The organism is Marinobacter alkalisoli, assembly GCF_045449855.1.
In the GTDB taxonomy this organism is placed as follows: domain Bacteria; phylum Pseudomonadota; class Gammaproteobacteria; order Pseudomonadales; family Oleiphilaceae; genus Marinobacter.
In genome coordinates, this window is the sequence record NZ_JBJJLC010000033.1 from 1 (window position 1) to 20,108 (window position 20,108).

General features: G+C 52.2%; 16 protein-coding genes and 1 pseudogene. 14 read left to right on the forward strand and 3 right to left on the reverse strand.

Features of this window, described 5'->3' with window-relative positions:
• Positions 1–97 precede the first annotated feature (97 nt).
• From ACJO5Y_RS14020 to ACJO5Y_RS14065, 10 genes are all read left to right on the forward strand, one after another.
• Positions 98–1,705: a carboxyl transferase domain-containing protein gene (locus ACJO5Y_RS14020; RefSeq protein WP_406988032.1), complete on the forward strand. Its 1,608-nt coding sequence runs from the start codon at positions 98–100 to the stop codon at positions 1,703–1,705.
• Between the two features lie 14 nt (positions 1,706–1,719).
• Positions 1,720–2,523 (forward strand): enoyl-CoA hydratase-related protein, encoded by an 804-nt coding sequence (locus ACJO5Y_RS14025; RefSeq protein WP_406988034.1) that lies wholly within the window; start codon positions 1,720–1,722, stop codon positions 2,521–2,523.
• A 5-nt stretch (positions 2,524–2,528) separates the two neighbouring features.
• Positions 2,529–4,523 (forward strand): acetyl/propionyl/methylcrotonyl-CoA carboxylase subunit alpha, encoded by a 1,995-nt coding sequence (locus ACJO5Y_RS14030; protein ID WP_406988035.1) that lies wholly within the window; start codon positions 2,529–2,531, stop codon positions 4,521–4,523.
• Between the two features lies 1 nt (position 4,524).
• Positions 4,525–5,433, forward strand: a complete 909-nt coding sequence (locus ACJO5Y_RS14035; protein ID WP_406988037.1) for a hydroxymethylglutaryl-CoA lyase — start codon at positions 4,525–4,527, stop codon at positions 5,431–5,433.
• Positions 5,430–6,008: a peroxidase-related enzyme gene (locus ACJO5Y_RS14040; protein WP_406988038.1), complete on the forward strand. Its 579-nt coding sequence runs from the start codon at positions 5,430–5,432 to the stop codon at positions 6,006–6,008. Before ACJO5Y_RS14035 ends, ACJO5Y_RS14040 begins: the two co-directional genes overlap by 4 nt.
• Before the next feature lie 49 nt (positions 6,009–6,057).
• A complete protein-coding gene (locus ACJO5Y_RS14045; protein WP_406988039.1) occupies positions 6,058–7,746 on the forward strand; it encodes an AMP-binding protein in 1,689 nt (562 codons plus the stop codon).
• A 498-nt stretch (positions 7,747–8,244) separates the two neighbouring features.
• On the forward strand, positions 8,245–9,678 hold the full coding sequence (locus ACJO5Y_RS14050; RefSeq protein WP_406988041.1) for an ABC-three component system protein: 1,434 nt from the start codon (positions 8,245–8,247) through the stop codon (positions 9,676–9,678).
• On the forward strand, positions 9,675–10,388 hold the full coding sequence (locus ACJO5Y_RS14055; protein WP_406988043.1) for an ABC-three component system middle component 1: 714 nt from the start codon (positions 9,675–9,677) through the stop codon (positions 10,386–10,388). The genes ACJO5Y_RS14050 and ACJO5Y_RS14055 overlap by 4 nt, the downstream gene beginning before the upstream one ends.
• Positions 10,385–12,775, forward strand: a complete 2,391-nt coding sequence (locus tag ACJO5Y_RS14060; RefSeq protein ID WP_406988045.1) for an AAA family ATPase — start codon at positions 10,385–10,387, stop codon at positions 12,773–12,775. Before ACJO5Y_RS14055 ends, ACJO5Y_RS14060 begins: the two co-directional genes overlap by 4 nt.
• A 113-nt stretch (positions 12,776–12,888) precedes the next feature.
• The gene (locus tag ACJO5Y_RS14065; protein ID WP_406988046.1) at positions 12,889–14,058 is read left to right on the forward strand and encodes a protein NO VEIN domain-containing protein; all 1,170 of its coding nucleotides are present in this window, start codon (positions 12,889–12,891) and stop codon (positions 14,056–14,058) included.
• Between the two features lie 533 nt (positions 14,059–14,591).
• Here the strand turns inward: ACJO5Y_RS14065 and ACJO5Y_RS14070 are convergent.
• Genes ACJO5Y_RS14070 through ACJO5Y_RS14080 form a run of 3 tightly spaced genes read right to left on the reverse strand, consistent with a single transcriptional unit; the run spans position 14,592 to position 16,691 of the window.
• Entirely contained in the window at positions 14,592–14,873 is a 282-nt protein-coding gene (locus tag ACJO5Y_RS14070) for a bacteriocin immunity protein (RefSeq protein WP_406988048.1), read from the reverse strand.
• A gap of 7 nt (positions 14,874–14,880) precedes the next feature.
• Positions 14,881–15,138, reverse strand: coding sequence for a bacteriocin immunity protein (locus ACJO5Y_RS14075; RefSeq protein WP_406988050.1), 258 nt, complete (start codon positions 15,136–15,138; stop codon positions 14,881–14,883).
• Positions 15,135–16,691, reverse strand: coding sequence for an S-type pyocin domain-containing protein (locus ACJO5Y_RS14080; protein ID WP_406988051.1), 1,557 nt, complete (start codon positions 16,689–16,691; stop codon positions 15,135–15,137). Before ACJO5Y_RS14080 ends, ACJO5Y_RS14075 begins: the two co-directional genes overlap by 4 nt.
• A 190-nt stretch (positions 16,692–16,881) precedes the next feature.
• On the opposite strand from ACJO5Y_RS14080, the pseudogene ACJO5Y_RS14085 reads away from it, so the two are divergent.
• The 4 genes and pseudogenes from ACJO5Y_RS14085 to ACJO5Y_RS14100 all read left to right on the forward strand — a co-directional run.
• A pseudogene (locus ACJO5Y_RS14085) lies at positions 16,882–17,013 on the forward strand (hypothetical protein); the annotation flags it as partial.
• Positions 17,014–17,322: 309 nt separating this feature from the next.
• On the forward strand, positions 17,323–18,321 hold the full coding sequence (locus ACJO5Y_RS14090) for a tetratricopeptide repeat protein (RefSeq protein WP_406988053.1): 999 nt from the start codon (positions 17,323–17,325) through the stop codon (positions 18,319–18,321).
• A gap of 205 nt (positions 18,322–18,526) precedes the next feature.
• Positions 18,527–19,135, forward strand: coding sequence for a hypothetical protein (locus tag ACJO5Y_RS14095; RefSeq protein ID WP_406988055.1), 609 nt, complete (start codon positions 18,527–18,529; stop codon positions 19,133–19,135).
• 214 nt (positions 19,136–19,349) lie between these two features.
• On the forward strand, positions 19,350–20,108 hold a 759-nt coding region (locus ACJO5Y_RS14100; RefSeq protein ID WP_406988057.1), incomplete at its 3' end, for a transposase.

Sequence of the window (20,108 nt, forward strand, 5' to 3'; positions counted from 1 at the left end):
ATGGCCTGAGAGAAGCGCACATGGATGTGCTCGTAGCGGTTTCCGGAAGGACAGCCCACCAGCCCCGCGCCCCCAAATCTTGAGGGATCAAAAAGCCATGACCATGCTCCAAAGCAAAATCAATCCAAGGTCCGATGAATTCCAGGCTAACCAGGAATCCATGGCCCAGGCCGTGGCCGACCTGCGGGATAAAGTATCCACCATCCAGCAAGGCGGTGGCCCCACCTACCAGGAACGCCACCTGGCACGTGGCAAACTGCTGCCCCGTGAGCGCATCAACCAACTACTTGATGACGGCTCCCCCTTCCTGGAAATCGGCCAGTTCGCCGCCTACAACGTCTACGGCGAAGAAGTCCCCGCCGCTGGCGTCATTGCCGGCATCGGCCGCGTCTCCGGCACCGAATGCATGATCATCGCCAACGACGCCACGGTAAAGGGCGGCAGCTACTACCCGCTGTCAGTTAAAAAACACCTGCGCGCCCAGGAAATCGCCCTGCAGAACCGCCTGCCCTGCATCTACCTCGTAGACTCCGGCGGCGCCAACCTGCCCAGACAGGACGAAGTCTTCCCGGACCGCGACCACTTCGGCCGCATCTTCTACAACCAGGCCCGCATGTCTGCCGACGACATCCCGCAGATCGCCGTGGTCATGGGCCTGTGTACCGCCGGCGGCGCCTACGTACCCGCCATGGCGGACGAATCCATCATCGTCCGCAACCAGGGCACCATCTTCCTGGCCGGCCCGCCGCTGGTAAAAGCCGCCACCGGTGAAGTCGTCAGCGCCGAAGACCTGGGCGGTGCCGACGTACACTGCAAAATCTCCGGCGTGGCCGACCACTACGCCGAAAACGACGCCCACGCCCTGGAAATCGCCCGCCGCTGCGTCTCCAACCTCAACCGCCGCAAACCGGCGGACGTGGAAATCCGCAAGCCCAAGGCACCGGTTTACGACCCCGAAGAAATCTACGGCATCGTCGGCACCGACCTGCGCAAACAGTTCGATGTACGGGACGTCATCGCCCGCATCGTCGACGGCTCCGAGTTTGACGAATTCAAACGCTACTACGGCCAGACCCTCGTCACCGGCTTCGCTCACATCCACGGCTACCCGGTAGGCATCATCGCCAACAACGGCATCCTGTTCAGCGAAGCGGCCCAGAAAGGCGCCCATTTCATCGAACTGTGCTGCCAGCGCAACATCCCGCTGCTGTTCCTGCAGAACATCACCGGATTCATGGTCGGCCAGAAATACGAAGCCGAAGGCATCGCCAAGCACGGCGCCAAAATGGTCATGGCCGTGGCCTGCGCCAACGTGCCCAAGATCACCGTACTGATCGGCGGCAGCTTCGGCGCCGGCAACTACGGCATGTGCGGCCGCGCCTACAGCCCGGACTTCCTGTGGATGTGGCCCAACGCCCGCATCTCCGTGATGGGCGGCGAACAGGCCGCCGGCGTACTGGCCCAAGTCCGTCGCGAAGGCATGGAACGCAAAGGCCAGGAATGGAGCGCCGAGGAAGAGGCCGAGTTCAAGCAGCCGGTCATCGACAAGTACGAGGAACAGGGCCACCCCTACTATGCCAGCGCACGGCTGTGGGACGACGGTGTCATCGACCCCGCCCAGACCCGCGAGGTCGTGGCCCTGAGCCTGTCCGCCACCCTGAACCGCCCGGCCAAGCCAACACGCTTCGGCGTGTTCCGCATGTAACGGAGGACAGCGCCATGACCGATCAGGAATCAGCAGTAATGCTCAACCAACGCGCCAAGGGTGTCACCGAAGTGGTGCTCAACCGCCCGGACAAACGTAACGCGTTCGACGACGTCATCATCCAGCAACTGATCAACGCGCTGGAAAAAGTGAATGCCGACGACAACACCAACATCGTCATCCTGCGCTCCGAAGGCAAGCACTTCTCCGCCGGCGCGGACCTGGGCTGGATGCGTCGCATGGCGGACAACACCCGCCAGGAAAACCTGGACGACTCACGAGAGCTCGCGCGGCTGATGGACACCCTGAACCACCTCGGCAAGCCGGTGATTGGCCTGGTGCAGGGTGCGGCTTTCGGCGGCGCCGTCGGCCTGGCCGCCTGCTGCGATATCGTTCTCGCCACGGAGAAAGCCAGTTTCTGCCTGAGCGAAGTAAAACTCGGCCTGATTCCCGCGGTGATCAGCCCCTACGTGGTACGGGCCATAGGCGAACGCCAGGCCAGGCGCTATTTCATCTCCGCTGAGATATTCACTGCCCAACAAGCCGAACACTTCGGCCTGGTGCACGAAGTGTGTGACGACGTAGCCGCCATGGAGCGCCGCTGCGACGAACTGCTGCTGCAGCTCGCCCTCAACGGCCCGGAAGCCATGCAGGCGGCCAAGGATCTGGTGTTCGCCGTCAGCCACAAGCAGATCGGCAACGACGTCATTGAAGACACCGCACAACGCATCGCGGATATCCGGGTGGGTGCCGAAGGCCAGGAAGGACTCAGCGCCTTCCTGAACAAACGCAAGGCCAACTGGGCTCCGGAGGACTAACAACAATGTTCAGCAAGATACTCATAGCCAACCGGGGCGAAATCGCCTGCCGGATCATCCAGACCGCCCACCGCATGGGCATTCGTGTTGTCGCCGTGTATTCCGACGCCGATGCCGACGCGCGGCACGTGGCCATGGCCGACGAAGCCTTCAACATTGGCCCTGCCCCCAGCTCCGAAAGCTACCTGCGGGCCGACAAGATCATCGAAATCGCCAAGGAAAGCGGTGCCCAGGCCATTCACCCGGGCTACGGCTTCCTGTCGGAAAACACCCAGTTTGCCGAGGCCTGCGAAGCCAACGACATCGTGTTCATCGGCCCGCCCTCCTCGGCCATTGCCGCCATGGGCTCCAAGTCCGCCGCCAAGGCGATTATGGAAAAAGCCGGGGTACCGCTAGTTCCGGGTTACCACGGCGACGACCAGTCACCGGAAACCCTGCGCGCCGAAGCCGAAAAATGCGGCTTCCCTCTGCTACTTAAAGCCGTTGCCGGTGGTGGCGGCAAGGGCATGCGCGTGGTCGAGCGCCTGGAAGAGTTTGACGATGCCCTGGCTGCAGCCAAACGGGAATCCAAGAACGCCTTCGGCAATCCGGACATGCTGATCGAGCGCTACCTGACCCAGCCACGGCACGTGGAAATCCAGGTGTTCTGTGACCAGGACGGCCACGGCGTGTACCTGGCCGAGCGGGACTGCTCCGTGCAGCGCCGCCATCAGAAAGTGCTGGAAGAAGCGCCAGCCCCGGGCCTGTCGGAAGAGACCCGCAAGGCCATGGGTGAAGCCGCCGTCAAAGCCGCCCAGGCCATCAATTACGTCGGCGCCGGCACCGTGGAATTCCTCTACGACGTGGACGGCTCCTTCTTCTTCATGGAAATGAACACCCGCCTGCAGGTGGAGCACCCGGTCACCGAAATGGTCACCGGCCAGGACCTGGTGGAATGGCAGCTGAAGGTCGCCTGGGGCGAGCCCCTGCCGCTGGAACAATCCCAGGTAAAAACCCGGGGCCACGCCCTGGAAGCGCGCATCTACGCCGAAGACCCGGACCAGGACTTCCTGCCCGCCACCGGCACCCTGCGCTACCTGAGTACTCCGGATGAAAGCGTCCATGTGCGTGTGGACACCGGCGTGACTGAAGGCGACGAGATCAGCATCCACTACGATCCGATGATCGCCAAGCTGATCGTCTGGGATGAAACCCGGGATCAGGCCATCAACCGCATGGTGCAGGCCCTGGAGCACTACCGCATTGCCGGCGTGAAGACCAACATCCGCTTCCTGCATGCCCTGGCCGATGCCCAGCCGTTCCGGGAAGCGGACCTGACCACCGGGTTTATCGACGACCACCGGGATCTACTGTTCCCGAAATCCAAACTGGATACCCACAAGGCCCTGGTACTGGCCGCCGGCTTCGTGCTGGAACAGCGCAAGTCCCGGGAAGTGGTCAGCACCGATCCCTGGTCGCCGTTTGGCCGCCAGAACAGCTGGCGCATGAACTCCGAATACGCCCAGCCGCTGAAACTGCAGGTGGGCGAAGACATCCACGAACTCAAGGTGCTGGAACGGGACGACCGCTACCAGGTCCACGTCGGCGGCAGCGTTTACAACCTTACCGCCCGTCTGGACGACGACTACCTGCAGGCGGTGATCAACGGCCATCGCATCAGCATTCATGGCAACCTGCACAACGACAAACTGGTGTTGTTCTACGAAGGCGACACCTTCCAGTGCACCCTTTACCGGGAGACCTACGGCCTCGAGGAAATGGCCGGTGAAGGCAGTCTGTCAGCACCAATGAACGGCGCCGTCGTCGCCATCCAGGCCAAGGTAGGTGACAAGGTCACCGCCGGCCAGACCCTGGTGATCATGGAAGCCATGAAAATGGAACACGCCATCAAGGCTCCCACCGATGGCGTCGTGACCGACATTTTCTTCGCTGAAGGGGATCAGGTGTCCGAAGGTGCGGACCTGATCGCCATCGAAACCAGTGACGAGGAGGTGGCGTAACATGGCCTTTCCGAAACAGGTACGGCTGGTGGAAATGAGCCCCCGGGACGGCCTGCAGAATGAACCCGGCCCGGTGATCAAAACCCGCATCAAGACCGGGCTGATCGACCGGCTGGCCGACTGCGGCCTGAACCATATCGAATCCGCCAGCTTTGTGTCCCCGAAATGGGTGCCGCAAATGGGCGATGCTGCCGAAGTCATGGCCGGCATCAACCGCAAGCCGGGCGTTCGCTACTCGGTGCTCACCCCCAACCTCAAGGGCTTCGAGAATGCCCTGGCGGCCGGGGTGGACGAAGTGGCGGTGTTCGGCGCCGCGTCCGAGTCCTTCAGCCAGAAAAACATCAACTGCTCCATCGCCGAAAGCCTCGACCGCTTCCTGCCTGTGATGGAAGCCGCCAATAAAGCTGGCATCCCGGTACGGGGCTATGTATCCACCGTGCTCGGCTGCCCCTACGAGGGCGACATCGCCCCCGAACAGGTGGCCAAAGTCGCCAAAGCCCTGGCGGACATGGGCTGCTACGAAATCTCCCTGGGCGACACCATCGGCGTGGGCACGCCCCAGAAAGCCAAACGCATGCTCGAAGCCGTCGCCGCCCAGGTGCCGATTGAAAAGCTGGCCGCCCACTTCCACGACACCTACGGCCAGGCTCTGGCGAATCTTTACGCCGTTCTGGAAGAAGGCGTGGCCGTCATCGACGCCTCTGTCGCCGGCCTCGGCGGTTGCCCCTACGCCAAAGGCGCCTCCGGCAACGTTGCCACCGAGGACGTGCTATACCTTCTGAACGGTCTTGGCATCGAAACCGGCGTAGACCTGGACAAACTGGTTGCCACCGGCGACTGGGTATGCCGCCAGATTAAGCGCCATAACGGCTCCAAAGTCGGTCAGGCCCTTGGAGGGAATTGCACATGAACCAGAACAAGAACGTGGTCGCCCTGGACCTGCCGATCCCAGAGATCCGCGACATGCCGGAAGACACCCAGAAGTACTTCCAGATCTGCCAGGAAAAACTCGGCATGATCCCGAATGTGCTGACCGCCTACAGCCAGAACCTGAAACAGCTCGAAGGCTTCACCCGCCTGTACAACGAACTGATGCTGGGCGAAGGCGAGCTGAGCAAGCTGGAGCGGGAAATGGTGGCCGTGGTGGTCTCCTCCGAGAACAAGTGTTACTACTGCCTGGTGGCCCACGGCGCCGCCGTGCGGGTACTGAGCGGCGATCCCCAGCTGGGTGAACACATGGTGATGAACTACCGCAGCGCCAAGCTCGACAAGCGCCAGCGGGCCATGCTGGATTTTGCATCCCACCTCACCTGTTCACCGGCCACCGTCACCGAAGAACACATCCAGGCCCTGCGGGATGCCGGCCTCAGCGATAGCGCCATCTGGGATCTGAGCAACCTGATCGGCTTCTACAACATGTCCAATCGCGTGGCCATCGCCAGCGATATGCAACCCAATCCCGAGTATCACAGCCAGAGTCGCTAGCAGATAGACACTGCTCGCCCTCGACTACAACAACAATGGAGGCAGAGATATGAGCAACACTCTCCCAAGTTATACCAGCGGCACCTCAGAGACGCCGCTACTGGGCATGACCATCGGCGAAATGCTCGACCGCACCGCCGACAAGTACCCCGATACCGAAGCCCTGATCGCCCTGCACCAGGACATCCGTTGGACCTACAAAGAGTTTGTTGAAAAGGTCAACGAAGCCGCCCGCGCCTTCATGGCCATCGGCGTCAAGCGTGGCGACCGCGTCGGCATCTGGTCCCCCAACCGTTACGAGTGGACCGTGACCCAGTTCGCCACCGCCAAAGTCGGCGCCATCCTGGTCAACATCAACCCGGCCTACGGTGTGCACGAACTGGACTACGCCCTGAACCTGGCCGGCATCTCCGTGCTGGTGACGGCGGACAGCTTCAAGGCGTCCGACTACCGCAAAATGGTCTACGACCTGGCGCCGGAACTGAAGGCCAGCACCCCGGGCCAACTCAAGGCCCAGCAGGTGCCCGAGTTGCGCGCCGTGGTCAACCTGGACAAAGACAAACACGACGGCATGTGGACCTGGGACGAGTTCGTGGGCTTTGCCGACGACGTCAGCCAGGAAGAGCTGGACAAGGTACAGGCCCAGCTCCAGTTCGATGATCCCATCAACATCCAGTTCACCTCCGGCACCACCGGTAACCCCAAGGGCGCCACCCTCACCCACCACAACATCCTCAACAACGGATACTTTGTGGCGGAGAGCCAGCGCTTCACCGAGAAAGACCGCCTGGTCATTCCCGTGCCCCTGTACCACTGCTTCGGCATGGTGATGGGCAACCTGGGCTGCATTACCCACGGCTCCACCATGATCTACCCGGGTGAAGGCTTCGAGCCCAAATCCGTGCTGCAGGCCGTACACCAGGAAAAAGCCACCGCCCTGTACGGCGTGCCCACCATGTTCATTGCCGAACTGGCCGAGCCGGAGTTTGAAACCTACGACCTCTCCACCCTGCGTACCGGCATCATGGCCGGCTCCATCTGCCCGGCGGAAGTGATGAAAAAGGTCAACGGCAAGATGCACATGAAGGAAGTGCAGATTGCCTACGGCATGACCGAAACCAGCCCGGTATCCACCCAGACCAGCGCCCTCGACCCGTTCGAGAAACAGGTCACCACCGTGGGCCGCACCCAGCCGCACCTGGAAACCAAGATCGTCGACCCGGGTACCGGCAACGTGCTCCCCCGTGGCGAAATCGGCGAACTGTGCACCCGTGGTTACAGTGTGATGCTGAAATACTGGAACAACGAAGAAAAAACTCGCGAATCCATCGACGACGCCGGTTGGATGCACACCGGCGACCTGGCCACCATGGATGAAGACGGCTACATCCAGATCGTCGGCCGCATCAAGGACATGGTCATCCGCGGCGGGGAGAACATCTACCCGAAAGAGATTGAAGAATTCCTTTACTCCCACCCCGCCATCGAGGAAGTGCAGGTCACCGGCATCCCAGATGACAAATACGGCGAAGAACTCATCGCCTGGGTAAAACTGAACCCGGATGCACACCCGGTGACTGGCGACGAACTGCGGGAATTCTGCAAGGGCAAGATCGCCCACTTCAAGATCCCCAGGAACTACAAGTTCGTGGATGAATTCCCGATGACGGTGACCGGTAAGATCCAGAAGTTCAAGATGCGGGAGATTTCTATTGAGGAGATGGGGTTGAAGAAGTAATCGACTCCCCTGCTCCGTTCCCACCTACAGACCCCGGCTATTTGTCGGGGTTTTTTCTTTCTGGTCCAGCCTTATACGCATCCAGGAGCCCCGCAATCATTAAGCGTGCTTCGTTGTTGCGCGATGATATTACGGAAATCCTAGGTACCAGCTTTGCATGGCCCTGATTTTTAGACTATTTTTGTCGTTAACTTGCAGAAAAAGAACTAATGTCATAGTCAATGTTGTGTGATTAGCGTGAAGGCTACCCGACTATTGGTAGAAATTAGTGCTCGATGGAAGTGACCTTTGGAAATTGGCAACGAGACGACTATTAAACTTATTTCAGCGCTTATCGTCATGGTCTATAGCCTTATACTGAACCGGTACAAAGGGGGAGCTAATCGGGTAGACGGAAGTGTTTGGTCTCCTCTCAACCACTTTATGTTTGCGAATCTGGGACGTATTTTTTGAAAACTAACGGATTAATAGTACTGTTCTTGACGCGGGAATTTTCCAATGGCTTTTGATGCATCTCCGTCGTGGAGCGGATTCAATTATCAGGGCAAAGTTGCGCTCTACTATGCTCTACGGCTGATAAACGGAGAGCCAAATGGTAAAGATCTGTCGAATTACAGCTTGATGCTTGAGGCCACCGAAGACTTCGAGATTCTGTGCGACGGGATTGCACTCTCGTACCATCAAGTAAAAGCATATAACACTAGTACATACAGCAAGTACTCAAATGCCCTGCTCGGAATTACGCTGGCGCTTTACAATCACCCGAATGCATTTGGACGAATACATACGTGGATGCAGATCAATCCTAAGCCGGGATTTGTTGACCTCAGAAGCTCCATACAGCATGACTTAGATCATGTACTAAGCGAATATAGGGAAAAAACTCCCAAAGACGGAAGTACGATCCTTGAAAAAGCTGCATCTACAGCAGAAAAAATTCCCAAACAGGCGGCCATATTGAGAGCCGCATTTCCAGGGTACACCGCAGACCTCCTGTATGACCTCTTAGAGTCTATTCGGACAGGCCAGAACAATACTCTTAGTCGACTAGACTCCCATCAGTACGAGGACAACAATAGATTCTGTGATCTAGATGCTATCAACGACAAAATCAAAGCAGAAATATCAACTGCGTTGCAAAAGCGAGGAATCGTAATTACCGACGGGAACCTCGAAAAAACCTTTCAGGTTTTCTTAGGAATTATAGATCAGCACGTTATCTACCGTCACAAGAATAAGGAAGGGGATAGCATACCATTATCCTTCAGTGAAATTGTTGATGCTCTCGAGGTTGACCACGAAGACATCGGACGAGAATACCTAGCCTGTAAGTTCAAGGCGCAATTCGCTCAACTGATAGATCAGTATATACGCGATCCTGAAGACTACGAGGAGCCAGAGGAGGACGCATACTGTAATTTAAAGGAAGCAAAAAAACGCCTCCTAAGCCTAAGTCCACAAGACCTCTGGGCACATTACCGTAGCTTCTCTCCTCAGACATACCTTCAACATGACTGCAATACGGAAAATGCTTTTGGAACGAACATGGAAGGCATTCGACACGTACTGTTAAAAATCCTCCACACGATAAACTTTGAGCGAGCGTCGCACAACGCATCAAACAATCAATTGATATACCGTACAACTACACTGCCTTATCAGTACTACCTACCCACAACCATTACTCATGTCGCCCGACCTACTCAGATTGAAAAGCAAATCAAAGAAAATCTGAATATGAGTGAAGTTCTGTTTGAGGTCGAAAACCTTATTTATAGCGGTTCGGAACCCCACTCGTTCTCACCGACTGCGATAACACATACTGAAGCGCCAGCGGCAGTAGACGCAGATCCTCGCTCTAAAAGAGAGGAGGTTTTAAAGCGTATAACTCTTGTTCCCATATCAACTGCCAAGGATGCATTATCCCAATGATCGAAATCATCAACAACATCCTTTCCAGCAGTGGTTATAAACAGGTCGATATCGAGCCTCCTTATAATGACTACGACATCTATCTTTACTGTCCATCCGAGGCAATCAACAGGGAGGAGTACTTTGTCACTCTACAACTGCACGCACAGTCCGACGAGGCGGCAAAAACCATACTCTTGGAAAAAGCGCAGATATTGTTCGAGGAAATTAGTAACTCAGGACAAGTGAGCCGTCCCTTCGAGAAGAACTGCACCATGTTCATATGTCATGAGGAAGACAAGATCAATAGGCAAACAATACTTGCCCTCGAGGAAGACCCATACAACTTCAAGAAGAATGTTATTACCTACACCCAACCGGAGCTCGAAGCCCTGCTAGCTTACCTAGCCGAGAACAAGATTGAAAGCATAACCAATGCCGCAATAAATAACATAATAAATTCCGAGGGAGGGAGAGGCTTCTTAGAATTCAAAGACAGTCATAAATCCAGCAAAGGCCTCTATTCGCTGGTATTAAGGACTACACTCAAGCTTCCTTTTATCACCTATCACCCACAAGAGCAAAAACTTTCCAATTTGAGCCTTGAGATCAGAAAGTCCCTATCCCAAGACCAAAATTCGATCTTCAGCCAGTTGCTGGATTCCGAATTAGAGTTGACTGACGAGAACATCCATCAGCAAATTGAGCGGATTTGGAGCGACTTGGGATGATCAATCTAAATAAAATCACGCTTAAAAATTTCAAGATATTTGGTGGTGAACCATACACTATCAGTTTTGAGGATAATGACCTCATTTTGCTTGACGGGCCGAATGGATATGGAAAAACATCCATTTTTGACGCCATTGAATTGGGCCTGACAGGCAACATCTCTCGCTTTATTTCCTTAGAAAGTCGCCAAAACCCGTCTGACATCGTCGTTGCACACGAGGGCGCGGAAAATGTTGAAGTTATCCTAGAATTCAAGGACAAACATTCGAAAGTAAAGACATTCCAACGAAAGCTAAAGCACTCGATCCCTAATAGCTTCAAAAAAATCAGCAAGTTCGCCGAGCTCTGGGAGCTCAATGAGATTGTGAATGAAGAACCCATTCCTGTAGGTCAGGATGCACTAGATCAATACTTCGACAGCAAGGACTTCTCAAGAGACTTCCTGCTATTCCATTACGTCCAGCAAGAAGAAACGTCCCGATTTCTGAAAACGAAAAACGAGGCGCAAAGAGCTGATGAGCTCGCACAATTATTTGGCAATACTCGCGAAGCTGATAAGAAACTCAGCAAACTCGTCGCCACTTTCAAAAAGATGGGAGTATCGAAAAAAGCAGTTAGCAATCGGATCAAAGAAATTAGGGATCTATACAAAATCGATGACAACGCTAGCGCTAGCATCGCGACCGGCACAACGGAGCCACATTTTTACGTTCTCCCATGGTTGGTCGATTCCAATACGACGCCGTTCTGGGATGGGAAGTCAATCGAAAAGCTAGACCAAGAAAAGCTCAACAGCTCCCTTACAGAAATTACCAACATCAGGAACCTTCTTGTAAATCAGAGCTTTTTCTTAAGGAATCGTCGCTTTGAGAACGCCATTCAACAGCGAGAAGTTCTTGAGCTTTATATTGGCTACTTCAACTCCATCAAAAACTATGATTTGCTTGTCCGGCAGAGTCAAGAACACCGGCTAGTCAAGAACGCCTACACTTTGCTTAAAAGTGGAGATGTGAAACAAATCCGCACCGTCACGAATTTTAATACAATTTTCCAGACACTGAGCCTTGGAAGCAGCACCGATTTTGAAGTTTCGCTACAATCCCTTGTGCAAGCGGAGAAAAAAGCAAGTGGTCTAAGTTCTATATACTCCGAACTCATCAAGCACCACGACGCCATGTTCGCCGGGCTTAAAAAAGTTTCAAATCAGTCTGCATGCGTGCTTTGCGGGCACGACTATCAGACCCACGATGCTTTGTCTCATGCTATAGCTCAGTATGGTCATCTGCTCCGATCCGAACTCTCGGGACAGGATAAACTTTTAGTGGCGGCCAGAGATACCTTCAACACGACACACCTTTCTCCATTACTCCAGGCCTGTGCCACCTATTTAGAGCAAATGCCGGCTCCGTCCCAAGATGATCTGCTCGCTCTTTCTAAGGCGCTGAACACGAAAGAGCGTTTCGAAAAGCTTCGGAAATGGCTAAGGTCCGAACGCATTGAGCATGATGACCTACTCGCAACCACCTTTCCCGTCCACAGTGGTAATAACTACATTACCGCTGCGACGGACAGCCTAAGTGAGCGTATACGCTCCGTAATAGGCCAGGCCCCAGATGGATATTATGAAGCCAATGGCACCAACATATTCGACAGAATTTATAGGGATTACTTCAACAACGAAGCGGACAAGCTAACGCAGGTCAGTACCAACCTGCTCGATAATAAGGAAAGCTATATTAAGAATCTCTATTTCAGCTCTCTGAAAAATATATCCGAGGAGTTGGTCAAACTTGAACAGCGGAGTGTGCTATTGCAACGCGCCTTGGATGATGTAGCTGAAATCATTACAATTGTTCGGACCAAGATAAAACAGTACAGAAAAAAGCTAATAACTGAAATCGAGATACCTTTCTACATCTACTCAGGAAAAATCCTTCAAACTCACCAAACTGGGCTTGGCTATGGGATATTCATCAAAGACCCTACAGGCGATGATGAGCTGAAGAACGTGCGTCTGGTTTCCAACTGGGAGAGTGACCACGACATTCTCAACACTATGAGTTCGGGGCAGATATCTGCCGTCGTCATCGCCCTAACCTTGGCATTGCATAAGGTCTACTCCACTAGGTTCTCCAGCATCTTCATCGACGATCCCGTTCAGACCATGGACGACATCAATATGTCATCGCTGGTCGAGGTATTGCGTAACGACTTCAGTGACAAGCAAATCATCCTCTCCACACACGAAGACAAGGTGAGCAGATACTTTACCTATAAGTACCTCAAACACGGCGAGAGCGTGAAAATTATCAACTTAATGCAGCGGAAAGAATATATTCCAAGCAATAAGTTCCTGTTCAGAGACAGCTATAGCGAAACGGAATGAGCGTGGGCAACTTAAACTTTGATTTTTTACAAACTTAGCCTCGTAGATTGTGAGCGCTAAATCGCATAACCGAGAATTCATTTTTCGTAGGTAGCACCAGCAGCCAATGTAGAGTGGATAAGAAAAAAAAGGCATACTCAATGCAGCACAATGAAGATCTAAACAGTGAGCTCCTCGCATTCTCGAAAAAATTCGACACGCGGCGTGAAGATAAGGCGGTAAGTGCGCGAGGCCAATTCCTACGTTCTTTTCCACTCAGCCGAATCAAGAATATGTCTCTTGATGAGTATGTAATTGGCAAAGGTACGGCATCATTCTGCGCACATGTTGAAGCAAAAACCAAGGCTTGGGCAAGTATTCAAGGCGCAACTTCAATAAAGTTCGGAATCTATTTCGGAAAAACCAGGTCAGACCCTAAAAAACAATACCGTTTTGCTACGAAATTTGGGGAAAACAAAACTGAGGTATTTCATACAGTCAAAGATGAGCTAATAAACCTTATTACTGCAGGACAGTCGAAAAATTTCAGAGAAATCGACAACAACCGCCTGTCTCAAATGTTCAAAGCCAAAATCCTGAGCCTTTACTTCCCTGACCTTTACCTGAATATCTGCAGCTCAGGGCATATCGAACAACTTGCTCAAGAACTTGGTATTCCTGAAAATAAATATGTGAGCGAGTACCAGCATTTATTGACTGGAAAGAAATTGGAAAACAAAATTACCAAAGATTGGAGCAATCCGAAATTCATGTCATTTCTTTACTCCAAATATATCCGCGATGATTTTAACGAGGCGCCTATAAATATAGTAAAAAAGCCTCGCAAAATAGCAAGACATAAGGTTAAATTCGAGGATATTTTATCTAATCGAGATGCCATAGGTAAGTTAAGTGAAGATTTCGCCTTTGAATGGGAGAAGAATCGACTGATCGGCCTGGGGTATCCAGAGCTTGCTGAAAAAATTGAAGACCGTCGTGATATTCCATCATATGGTTATGATTTCCTCTCTTTTAGCGCACCTGGTCGAGAGAGGTATGTGGAAGTGAAATCACTTGGCAAAGACAGGAGAGGAGAAGGTTTCAGGTTTTTTCTGTCCGAAAACGAACTCTCTGTTTCTAATTCAAATGAGAACCGCCATGAGTATTACTTTTACTTGGTCCGATATGATAAAGACGGAGAACCGTGCGACCTATTAGCAATGACGGCCAAAGATCTATACTCAAGCAGTGAGGTTTCTCCCTGTGCGTATGTGGTAAGGTTTAACCTTGAACACTACAACTAATGCGTCATGATCTTGCAGGCCCTAACTGGGAAGCCAGAGGTATAGTATCACAATTCCCTGCTTCCGCGTTCGCAAAGAACTTTCACCTGCAATAATGAAGCTTGATCAAACCAACACAGAAACGCCTACGAAAATCGGGACAGATATATTTTCTGTCCTCTATTTTAGACAATCCTTGCAATGGACCTTCATTATCCAGAGTAATCCATGTCTGATATCACCAACACCCCCAAGCCCCCCCCCCTGTTACGCCGTCATTTCCAGTAGCCATCGCACAGACGACGACCACGGCTACGCTGAAATGGCCGAGCGAATGGCGCATTTAGCAGCCGAGCAGCTAGTCTTTCTAAGCATGGGAGCCGCCAGGGAGAATCTAGGGATTACGGTATCCTACTGGGAAAGCCTTGAGGTCATCCGCAACTGGAAGAAGAACGCTGAACACCAAGAAGCCCATCGGCTTGGCCATCAGTAATGGTATTCCAGTTTTCGTGTTCGGATTGCCAAGGTCGAACGTGAATATGGCATTTAACCCATCACTCAGGTATCGGGCATAGCCGGGCAGCCTGATCTTTGAAACCGGGCAATCCGTTACGGGCACGCCATTCCTCAACAATCTCTACAATACGCTCTGGCGTTGAAGCATCAGGATCTTCAGGGTAGAAAATCAGGTCAGATCCATCCGGATGCTGTGACAATTCCTCGAATTGGTCGATGAGTTCATCGTGAGCCTCCTCGCAATCTGTCACATCAAAAATTTTCTTCAGCAGGCTGAGGAATTCCTCTCGGGTCATGTCTCCGATTCGTACGCTACTCATATTGGATCTAAGTCCTGAAACAGGCTTTGCCCTGTTCTCGATACCACCTTTTTAGTTCGTCGACCACACCCTCAGGTGAGTCATCGCGGTTTCCTGACGGGTAGAAAATCAAGTCACTTTTGTCAGGGTGTTCAACGAGCTCGTTGAAGCGTTGCACGAACTCATCTTCCTCAGCTTCTGAGATATCGCCATCCCAGAATTCTTTTAGGATTTCCAGAAACTCTTGCTCCGAGTAGTCATTTAAACGATTCTTCTCCAGTTTCATAAGGGCTTCCTGTGAATTTCTATATGCCTTGATGGAGTTAAAACTCTCATGTTGTTGACGTCGTAAACAGATCCACCATTTCTTATTTCCTCAACATGATGAATCTCAAACCGATTCCTTTTACCCACTTGGTCGTCAATACGCGTAAACGGGGCTCTGCCAGCTTTTATAGTTTTTTGATTCCGGCTCCCAAACTGAGCCAGTAGTTCTTCATCATTCGCTACTTCCAGCCAAAATGCCTCCCGAAAACTATCAAAATTTGAAAACTCCCGCCCCCGTAGCCGGTCTGCAATCTGAGAGGGTATGGAAGCGCCGAGATCTGTAGCGGCATTCTCAAGCCAAGTACCAACAATATCCTCTCCCTGCCCAGTCACAACACCACGCTCATCACGCGCTGTCTTACGGAAAACCAGATACAGAGGCTCAATCCCGCTGTCTGCGGGAAAACTGACGATAAGTTCTATCTGTTCTTCAGAAGGATGTGGGTATCCGGCAGAAGCTAACTCCTGGCCATCCTCGTGAATTGGCGTGACCAGGATACTGTAGGGATCAACTCCGGAATCTGCGGGATAGTCAGTGCTGGTTACTGGCCGATTACCGCTTTCGTCCGGATACCAGACAAGCGTGAGATCTTCGTCAACCGCCACCTCGAAACGTTCGCCAACACGCTCAGCATGAACAACGGAGACCCGATCTCCATATTGGGCGTTTCCGTTAACGTGATAGCCGGATACTCTGAGGTCGCCCTGGGAATCCACATGAAGCTGAAAGCGTACTCTGATGGCTGCTTCCGCCATCTCAGCAAGTTCTTCTTCGGTATAGAGGGTGCCGTCACCAAGTTTGGCCGGCCATAGGGCGAGCATCACACCACTGACGGCAGTTCCCAGAACAGAGGCCCCTTGCCTTACGGCAACGCCCCAATTTACTGAAAATCTTGAGGCAGACCCGCCAACAAGGTTTATTGGCCGAAGACCCTCTGCGGTGTTACCGGCAACGGTGGCCGGCGCCAGTACGGCCAGGGTGCCAAAGTTGCTGGCCTTCTCTTCACCCTCATTGCTGTCGGAATCGCCGTAGGGCCTTGTGCATGACTTCGCAAACACTTTCGGCCCTAATGGGGGAAGAGCAAAATTCTCCGATATTGTAACTGGCGGAACCTGCGGTTCCGCTGGCTTATCGGTAACCGGTGGCTCCGGCGAATAAACCGGCTCTGATGGAGGCGGTAGACTATCAGAACCGGCACGACCAGGACTCAGCGACGAGAGCGATCCTGAACTGAACCGCCTTTCCAGGTTATCTACAGAACTTCCGGAAATCGCGATCTGGTTACTGTCTGCCGGTACGATCTTTCCCTCAGACAATTTAAATACGGGAGCGCTTGGAGTATCTGACAGTAATACCAGCTCGCCACTCGCTAACTGGTCTTTAACCTGGTGGCGGCTGACGCCGCTGGGAAGCAAACTGGCCAACTCTTTTTCAGGGTACTGATCCCATTGGCCTTCAATCATCAACGCTTCATGGAGCGCAAGCGAATGCGGGCTAACAATTTTAGTCACGTCCGTGTTCTCACAAATGTCTGGTGATCGGCAGTTCCATGCCTAAAGTTGCTCTCAATTTACTGAATTATCTGCCTCACGCCAAGTCTTGGCCAAGACGAACCAAAGCCAGATCACCATCGCCCTATTGCAGGGACTTCTCCGGACAGTCGCACCGGTTACCGGCGACGAACTGAGGAAATTCCGCGCAGGAAAGATCGCCCACTTCAAGATCCCCAGGAACTACAAGTTCGTGGATGCATTCCCGATGACGGTCACCGGGAAGATTCAGAAGTTCAAGATGCGGGAGATTTCTATTGAGGAGATGAGGTTGAAGAAGTAACCGATTTCCCTGCTCTGTTCCTACCTTCAGACCCCGGCTATTTGTCGGGGTTTTTTCTTTCTGCTCCAGCCTTATACGCATCCAGGAACCCCGTAATCAGGAAGCGTGCGTCGTTATTGCGTGGTGATATTACGGGTATGCTGACTGCCAGCTTTGCAGGGCCCTGATTTTTAGGCTATTTTGGTGGTTAGATTACAAACGAAAGTGGAATAACGAAGCTGTCAGACTGTTGTTGGCGGCTTAGTCCAACAGACATTTAAAGGTCATGCTGCGCACGACCATTAAATGCTTAGGTGTTAGGAGTTTTGAGTGGGATTACTGGATCTGATTTTCGGTTCAAAGAAAAAGGCGAAAAAGGGTCGTCCTCGTAGCCACAGGTCAGGAATGGACGTTTCATTCTCGGGCAACTTCAGCAGAATTTCGTCCATAGATTTCTTTGGCCAGTTCAAAGAGTCTCCTTCAGGCGAGTGGATTGTAGGCTGGAGTGATAGTGACCCAGGAGGGCGCATTGGGGGACATCGTGATAGCGGTCACGGAAAATATATCCTTTATAATACCGCCGAAAAGAAGCTAGTTCTCCAAGGCCGGTTAGAGCGACCAAACTCTGCAGACATAGCAAATAATGGCAGCTTTTCAATCGAGGATTGGCATTTTGGTAGTGAGTTGTCTGGCACATTTTATGTTTTTTCATGTTCAGGCGATGAACTCGTTAAGAAGAAGCTTTCAGCAAATATTCTGAACAGCGCAGTTTCAAATAATGGTCTATTCGCTGTTTGCCAAACAGCGAATGCCCCATCTGGAGGTGATGGTAATCTGTTGGTTGGCTTCAATGTAAAGAGTAGATATGAAGCCTTCTCTATAAATCCTCCTACTGGTTGGGCTGAGGCATATAAATTTGATGAAGAAAATTCTCGATTTGGCGTAGTTCTGAGAGGGGTTGGAACATTCTTCTACAGTTCAGATGGTGTTCTGTTAGAGCCACAAAATTTCGATTTAGCGCGCTTGCGTAGCAATAGATACGAAGTTTCTTTATTTGCTTCCGAGGAAATCGTCAAATCGGATAATTCCAGCCAAGAATTAGTAGAGGAAGCTCTGAGGGCTAGCTCAAAAGCACTCACAGCCGGGGCTGAGGAAAACGCTAACTGGAAAGCTATGGCTCTGAAAGTTAAGGGTTTAGCGCATGAGCGGCTCGGCAACGACGAAGAAGCGCTTGCAGCATTCGATGCCGCTCTAGAAATAAACCCGAAAATCGGCGTAAAGCGCAAGGCCAATGCGATCCGTAAAAGGCTCGATGAGAATAACTCCTAACAAATGCAGGCAAGGGACGCTCCTGGCGTCGCGCCCCTGCTGCAAGCATTAAATCTTCGACCTACCCCAGCGTAGTGGGCATGCTTCGGTAACTACATTTAGGGATCTGGATTGATTGGCTAATTTTTCTTTCCCCAAAAATAAATTGAACGGATTTTTCACAAGCCAAGGATCGACAGCCGGTATTTAGTTAAGGAGATAATGGGTGGAATTTGTACATTATGAGCAAGGCTTGAAAATTAAGACAGGGTTTCAACATAATGCGATGGGGGTCCTTTTCGAAGGAGATGTGTTCCCCTTTGAGGGTAGTGAAGAACGAATCCATTTCTATATGATGGAAAAGCTAACTCCTCATTCTGAGGGGCGTTATAAATTAATTGATTCTTATGTTGACTTTGAAATAGGCCAAGTCAGGAGTGTTGATATTGATCAATTAATTAAGGCAGTAAATATAGCTAAAGAAAGACTTAATAGGTACCAATCTCTCTATCTGAGATTTAAGGAATATAGTTTTTTTAGTGATGCGCTAGAGGACGTTATCAACAGGAACGATTATGAAAACGTTAGTATATTTTTGTCTATTTGCCCCCATTGTGACGATGATTGTATCGACGACACTTTAATTAAATTACTTAATGGACACAGTGACTTTACTGAGAAATCGACCCTCCTAAATATGTTCTCTGATTGGGGTACAAACGCATATGAGGCGATAAGGGAATATTGTCGCGCTCATAGTCAGTATGAGTCAGATTTCTCAAGGTTTTTGTTAAAAAAACTCGAAGAGTTTGAGCTTAATGGGCTTCTTAAGTAGCTAGAATATAAAATAAGGGAAATTGAGATTCTTAATGAGTATCTCGTACTTCGTTCATAGAGAATTTAACCAGTGCAGGCACGGCGACGCCCATTACATTGCGCCTACGGCTCCATCCCATGGGCGCGCATGCTGTAAGCGTTGAGGCTGTAGAAAAACTCAAAAATCCCGCAGCGGTTTGATAGGATCAGGCAAACGGACAAGGAGTCGTCAGATGCCCAAAGCCAAACCCCGTTTCAGGCCCTACAACCCCGACCAGAACGCCATGGTCGTGATCAACTACCAGGACCAGCTTCAACCCGGCACCTTCGAACATGCGGTGCACTACCTCATCGAGCACAAGCTGGACCTGTCGGTGTTCCATCCCAAGTACCGCAACGAAGACACCGGCCGGCTGGCCTACGATCCGGCCATCCTGCTGAAGATCATCCTGTTTGCTTATTCCAGGGGCATCACCTCCAGCCGGGAAATACAGTGGTGCTGCGAGACCAACATCACCTTCAAGGCGTTGTCCTGCGATACCGTTCCCCACTTCACCACCCTGGCGAAGTTCGTCAGCCGCCACTCGGATGAGATTGAAGAACTGTTCGAGCAGGTGTTGTTGGTGTGCCACGAACAGGGGTTACTGGGTAACGAACTCTTCGCCATCGATGGCTGCAAGATGCCCTCCAACGCCGCCAAGGAATGGTCCGGCACCTTCAAGGAACTGGAAGAGAAACGGAAAAAGCTGCGACGACTGATCCGCCTTCACCTGAAGGAACACCATGAACGGGATGAGGCGGCCACCGAGGCCGAACTGGACCGGGATATCCGCCGGGCAAAGACGGTCCTCTCCCTGGACGAATCCCTGAAGAAAGTGAACTGCTTCCTAAAGACGAACCGCCCAAGGATGGGCCGGGGGAAGCGGAGCAAGGAAGTGAAGAGCAATATAACCGATAACGAAAGCGCCAAGATGACCACCAGCAAGGGCACG

Coding starts and splice junctions, on each gene's coding strand:
- ACJO5Y_RS14020 (WP_406988032.1), top strand. CDS start 98: ATGACCATGCTCCAAAGCAAAATCAATCCAAGGTCCGATGAATTCCAG.
- ACJO5Y_RS14025 (WP_406988034.1), top strand. CDS start 1,720: ATGACCGATCAGGAATCAGCAGTAATGCTCAACCAACGCGCCAAGGGT.
- ACJO5Y_RS14030 (WP_406988035.1), top strand. CDS start 2,529: ATGTTCAGCAAGATACTCATAGCCAACCGGGGCGAAATCGCCTGCCGG.
- ACJO5Y_RS14035 (WP_406988037.1), top strand. CDS start 4,525: ATGGCCTTTCCGAAACAGGTACGGCTGGTGGAAATGAGCCCCCGGGAC.
- ACJO5Y_RS14040 (WP_406988038.1), top strand. CDS start 5,430: ATGAACCAGAACAAGAACGTGGTCGCCCTGGACCTGCCGATCCCAGAG.
- ACJO5Y_RS14045 (WP_406988039.1), top strand. CDS start 6,058: ATGAGCAACACTCTCCCAAGTTATACCAGCGGCACCTCAGAGACGCCG.
- ACJO5Y_RS14050 (WP_406988041.1), top strand. CDS start 8,245: ATGGCTTTTGATGCATCTCCGTCGTGGAGCGGATTCAATTATCAGGGC.
- ACJO5Y_RS14055 (WP_406988043.1), top strand. CDS start 9,675: ATGATCGAAATCATCAACAACATCCTTTCCAGCAGTGGTTATAAACAG.
- ACJO5Y_RS14060 (WP_406988045.1), top strand. CDS start 10,385: ATGATCAATCTAAATAAAATCACGCTTAAAAATTTCAAGATATTTGGT.
- ACJO5Y_RS14070 (WP_406988048.1), bottom strand. CDS start 14,873: ATGAGTAGCGTACGAATCGGAGACATGACCCGAGAGGAATTCCTCAGC.
- ACJO5Y_RS14075 (WP_406988050.1), bottom strand. CDS start 15,138: ATGAAACTGGAGAAGAATCGTTTAAATGACTACTCGGAGCAAGAGTTT.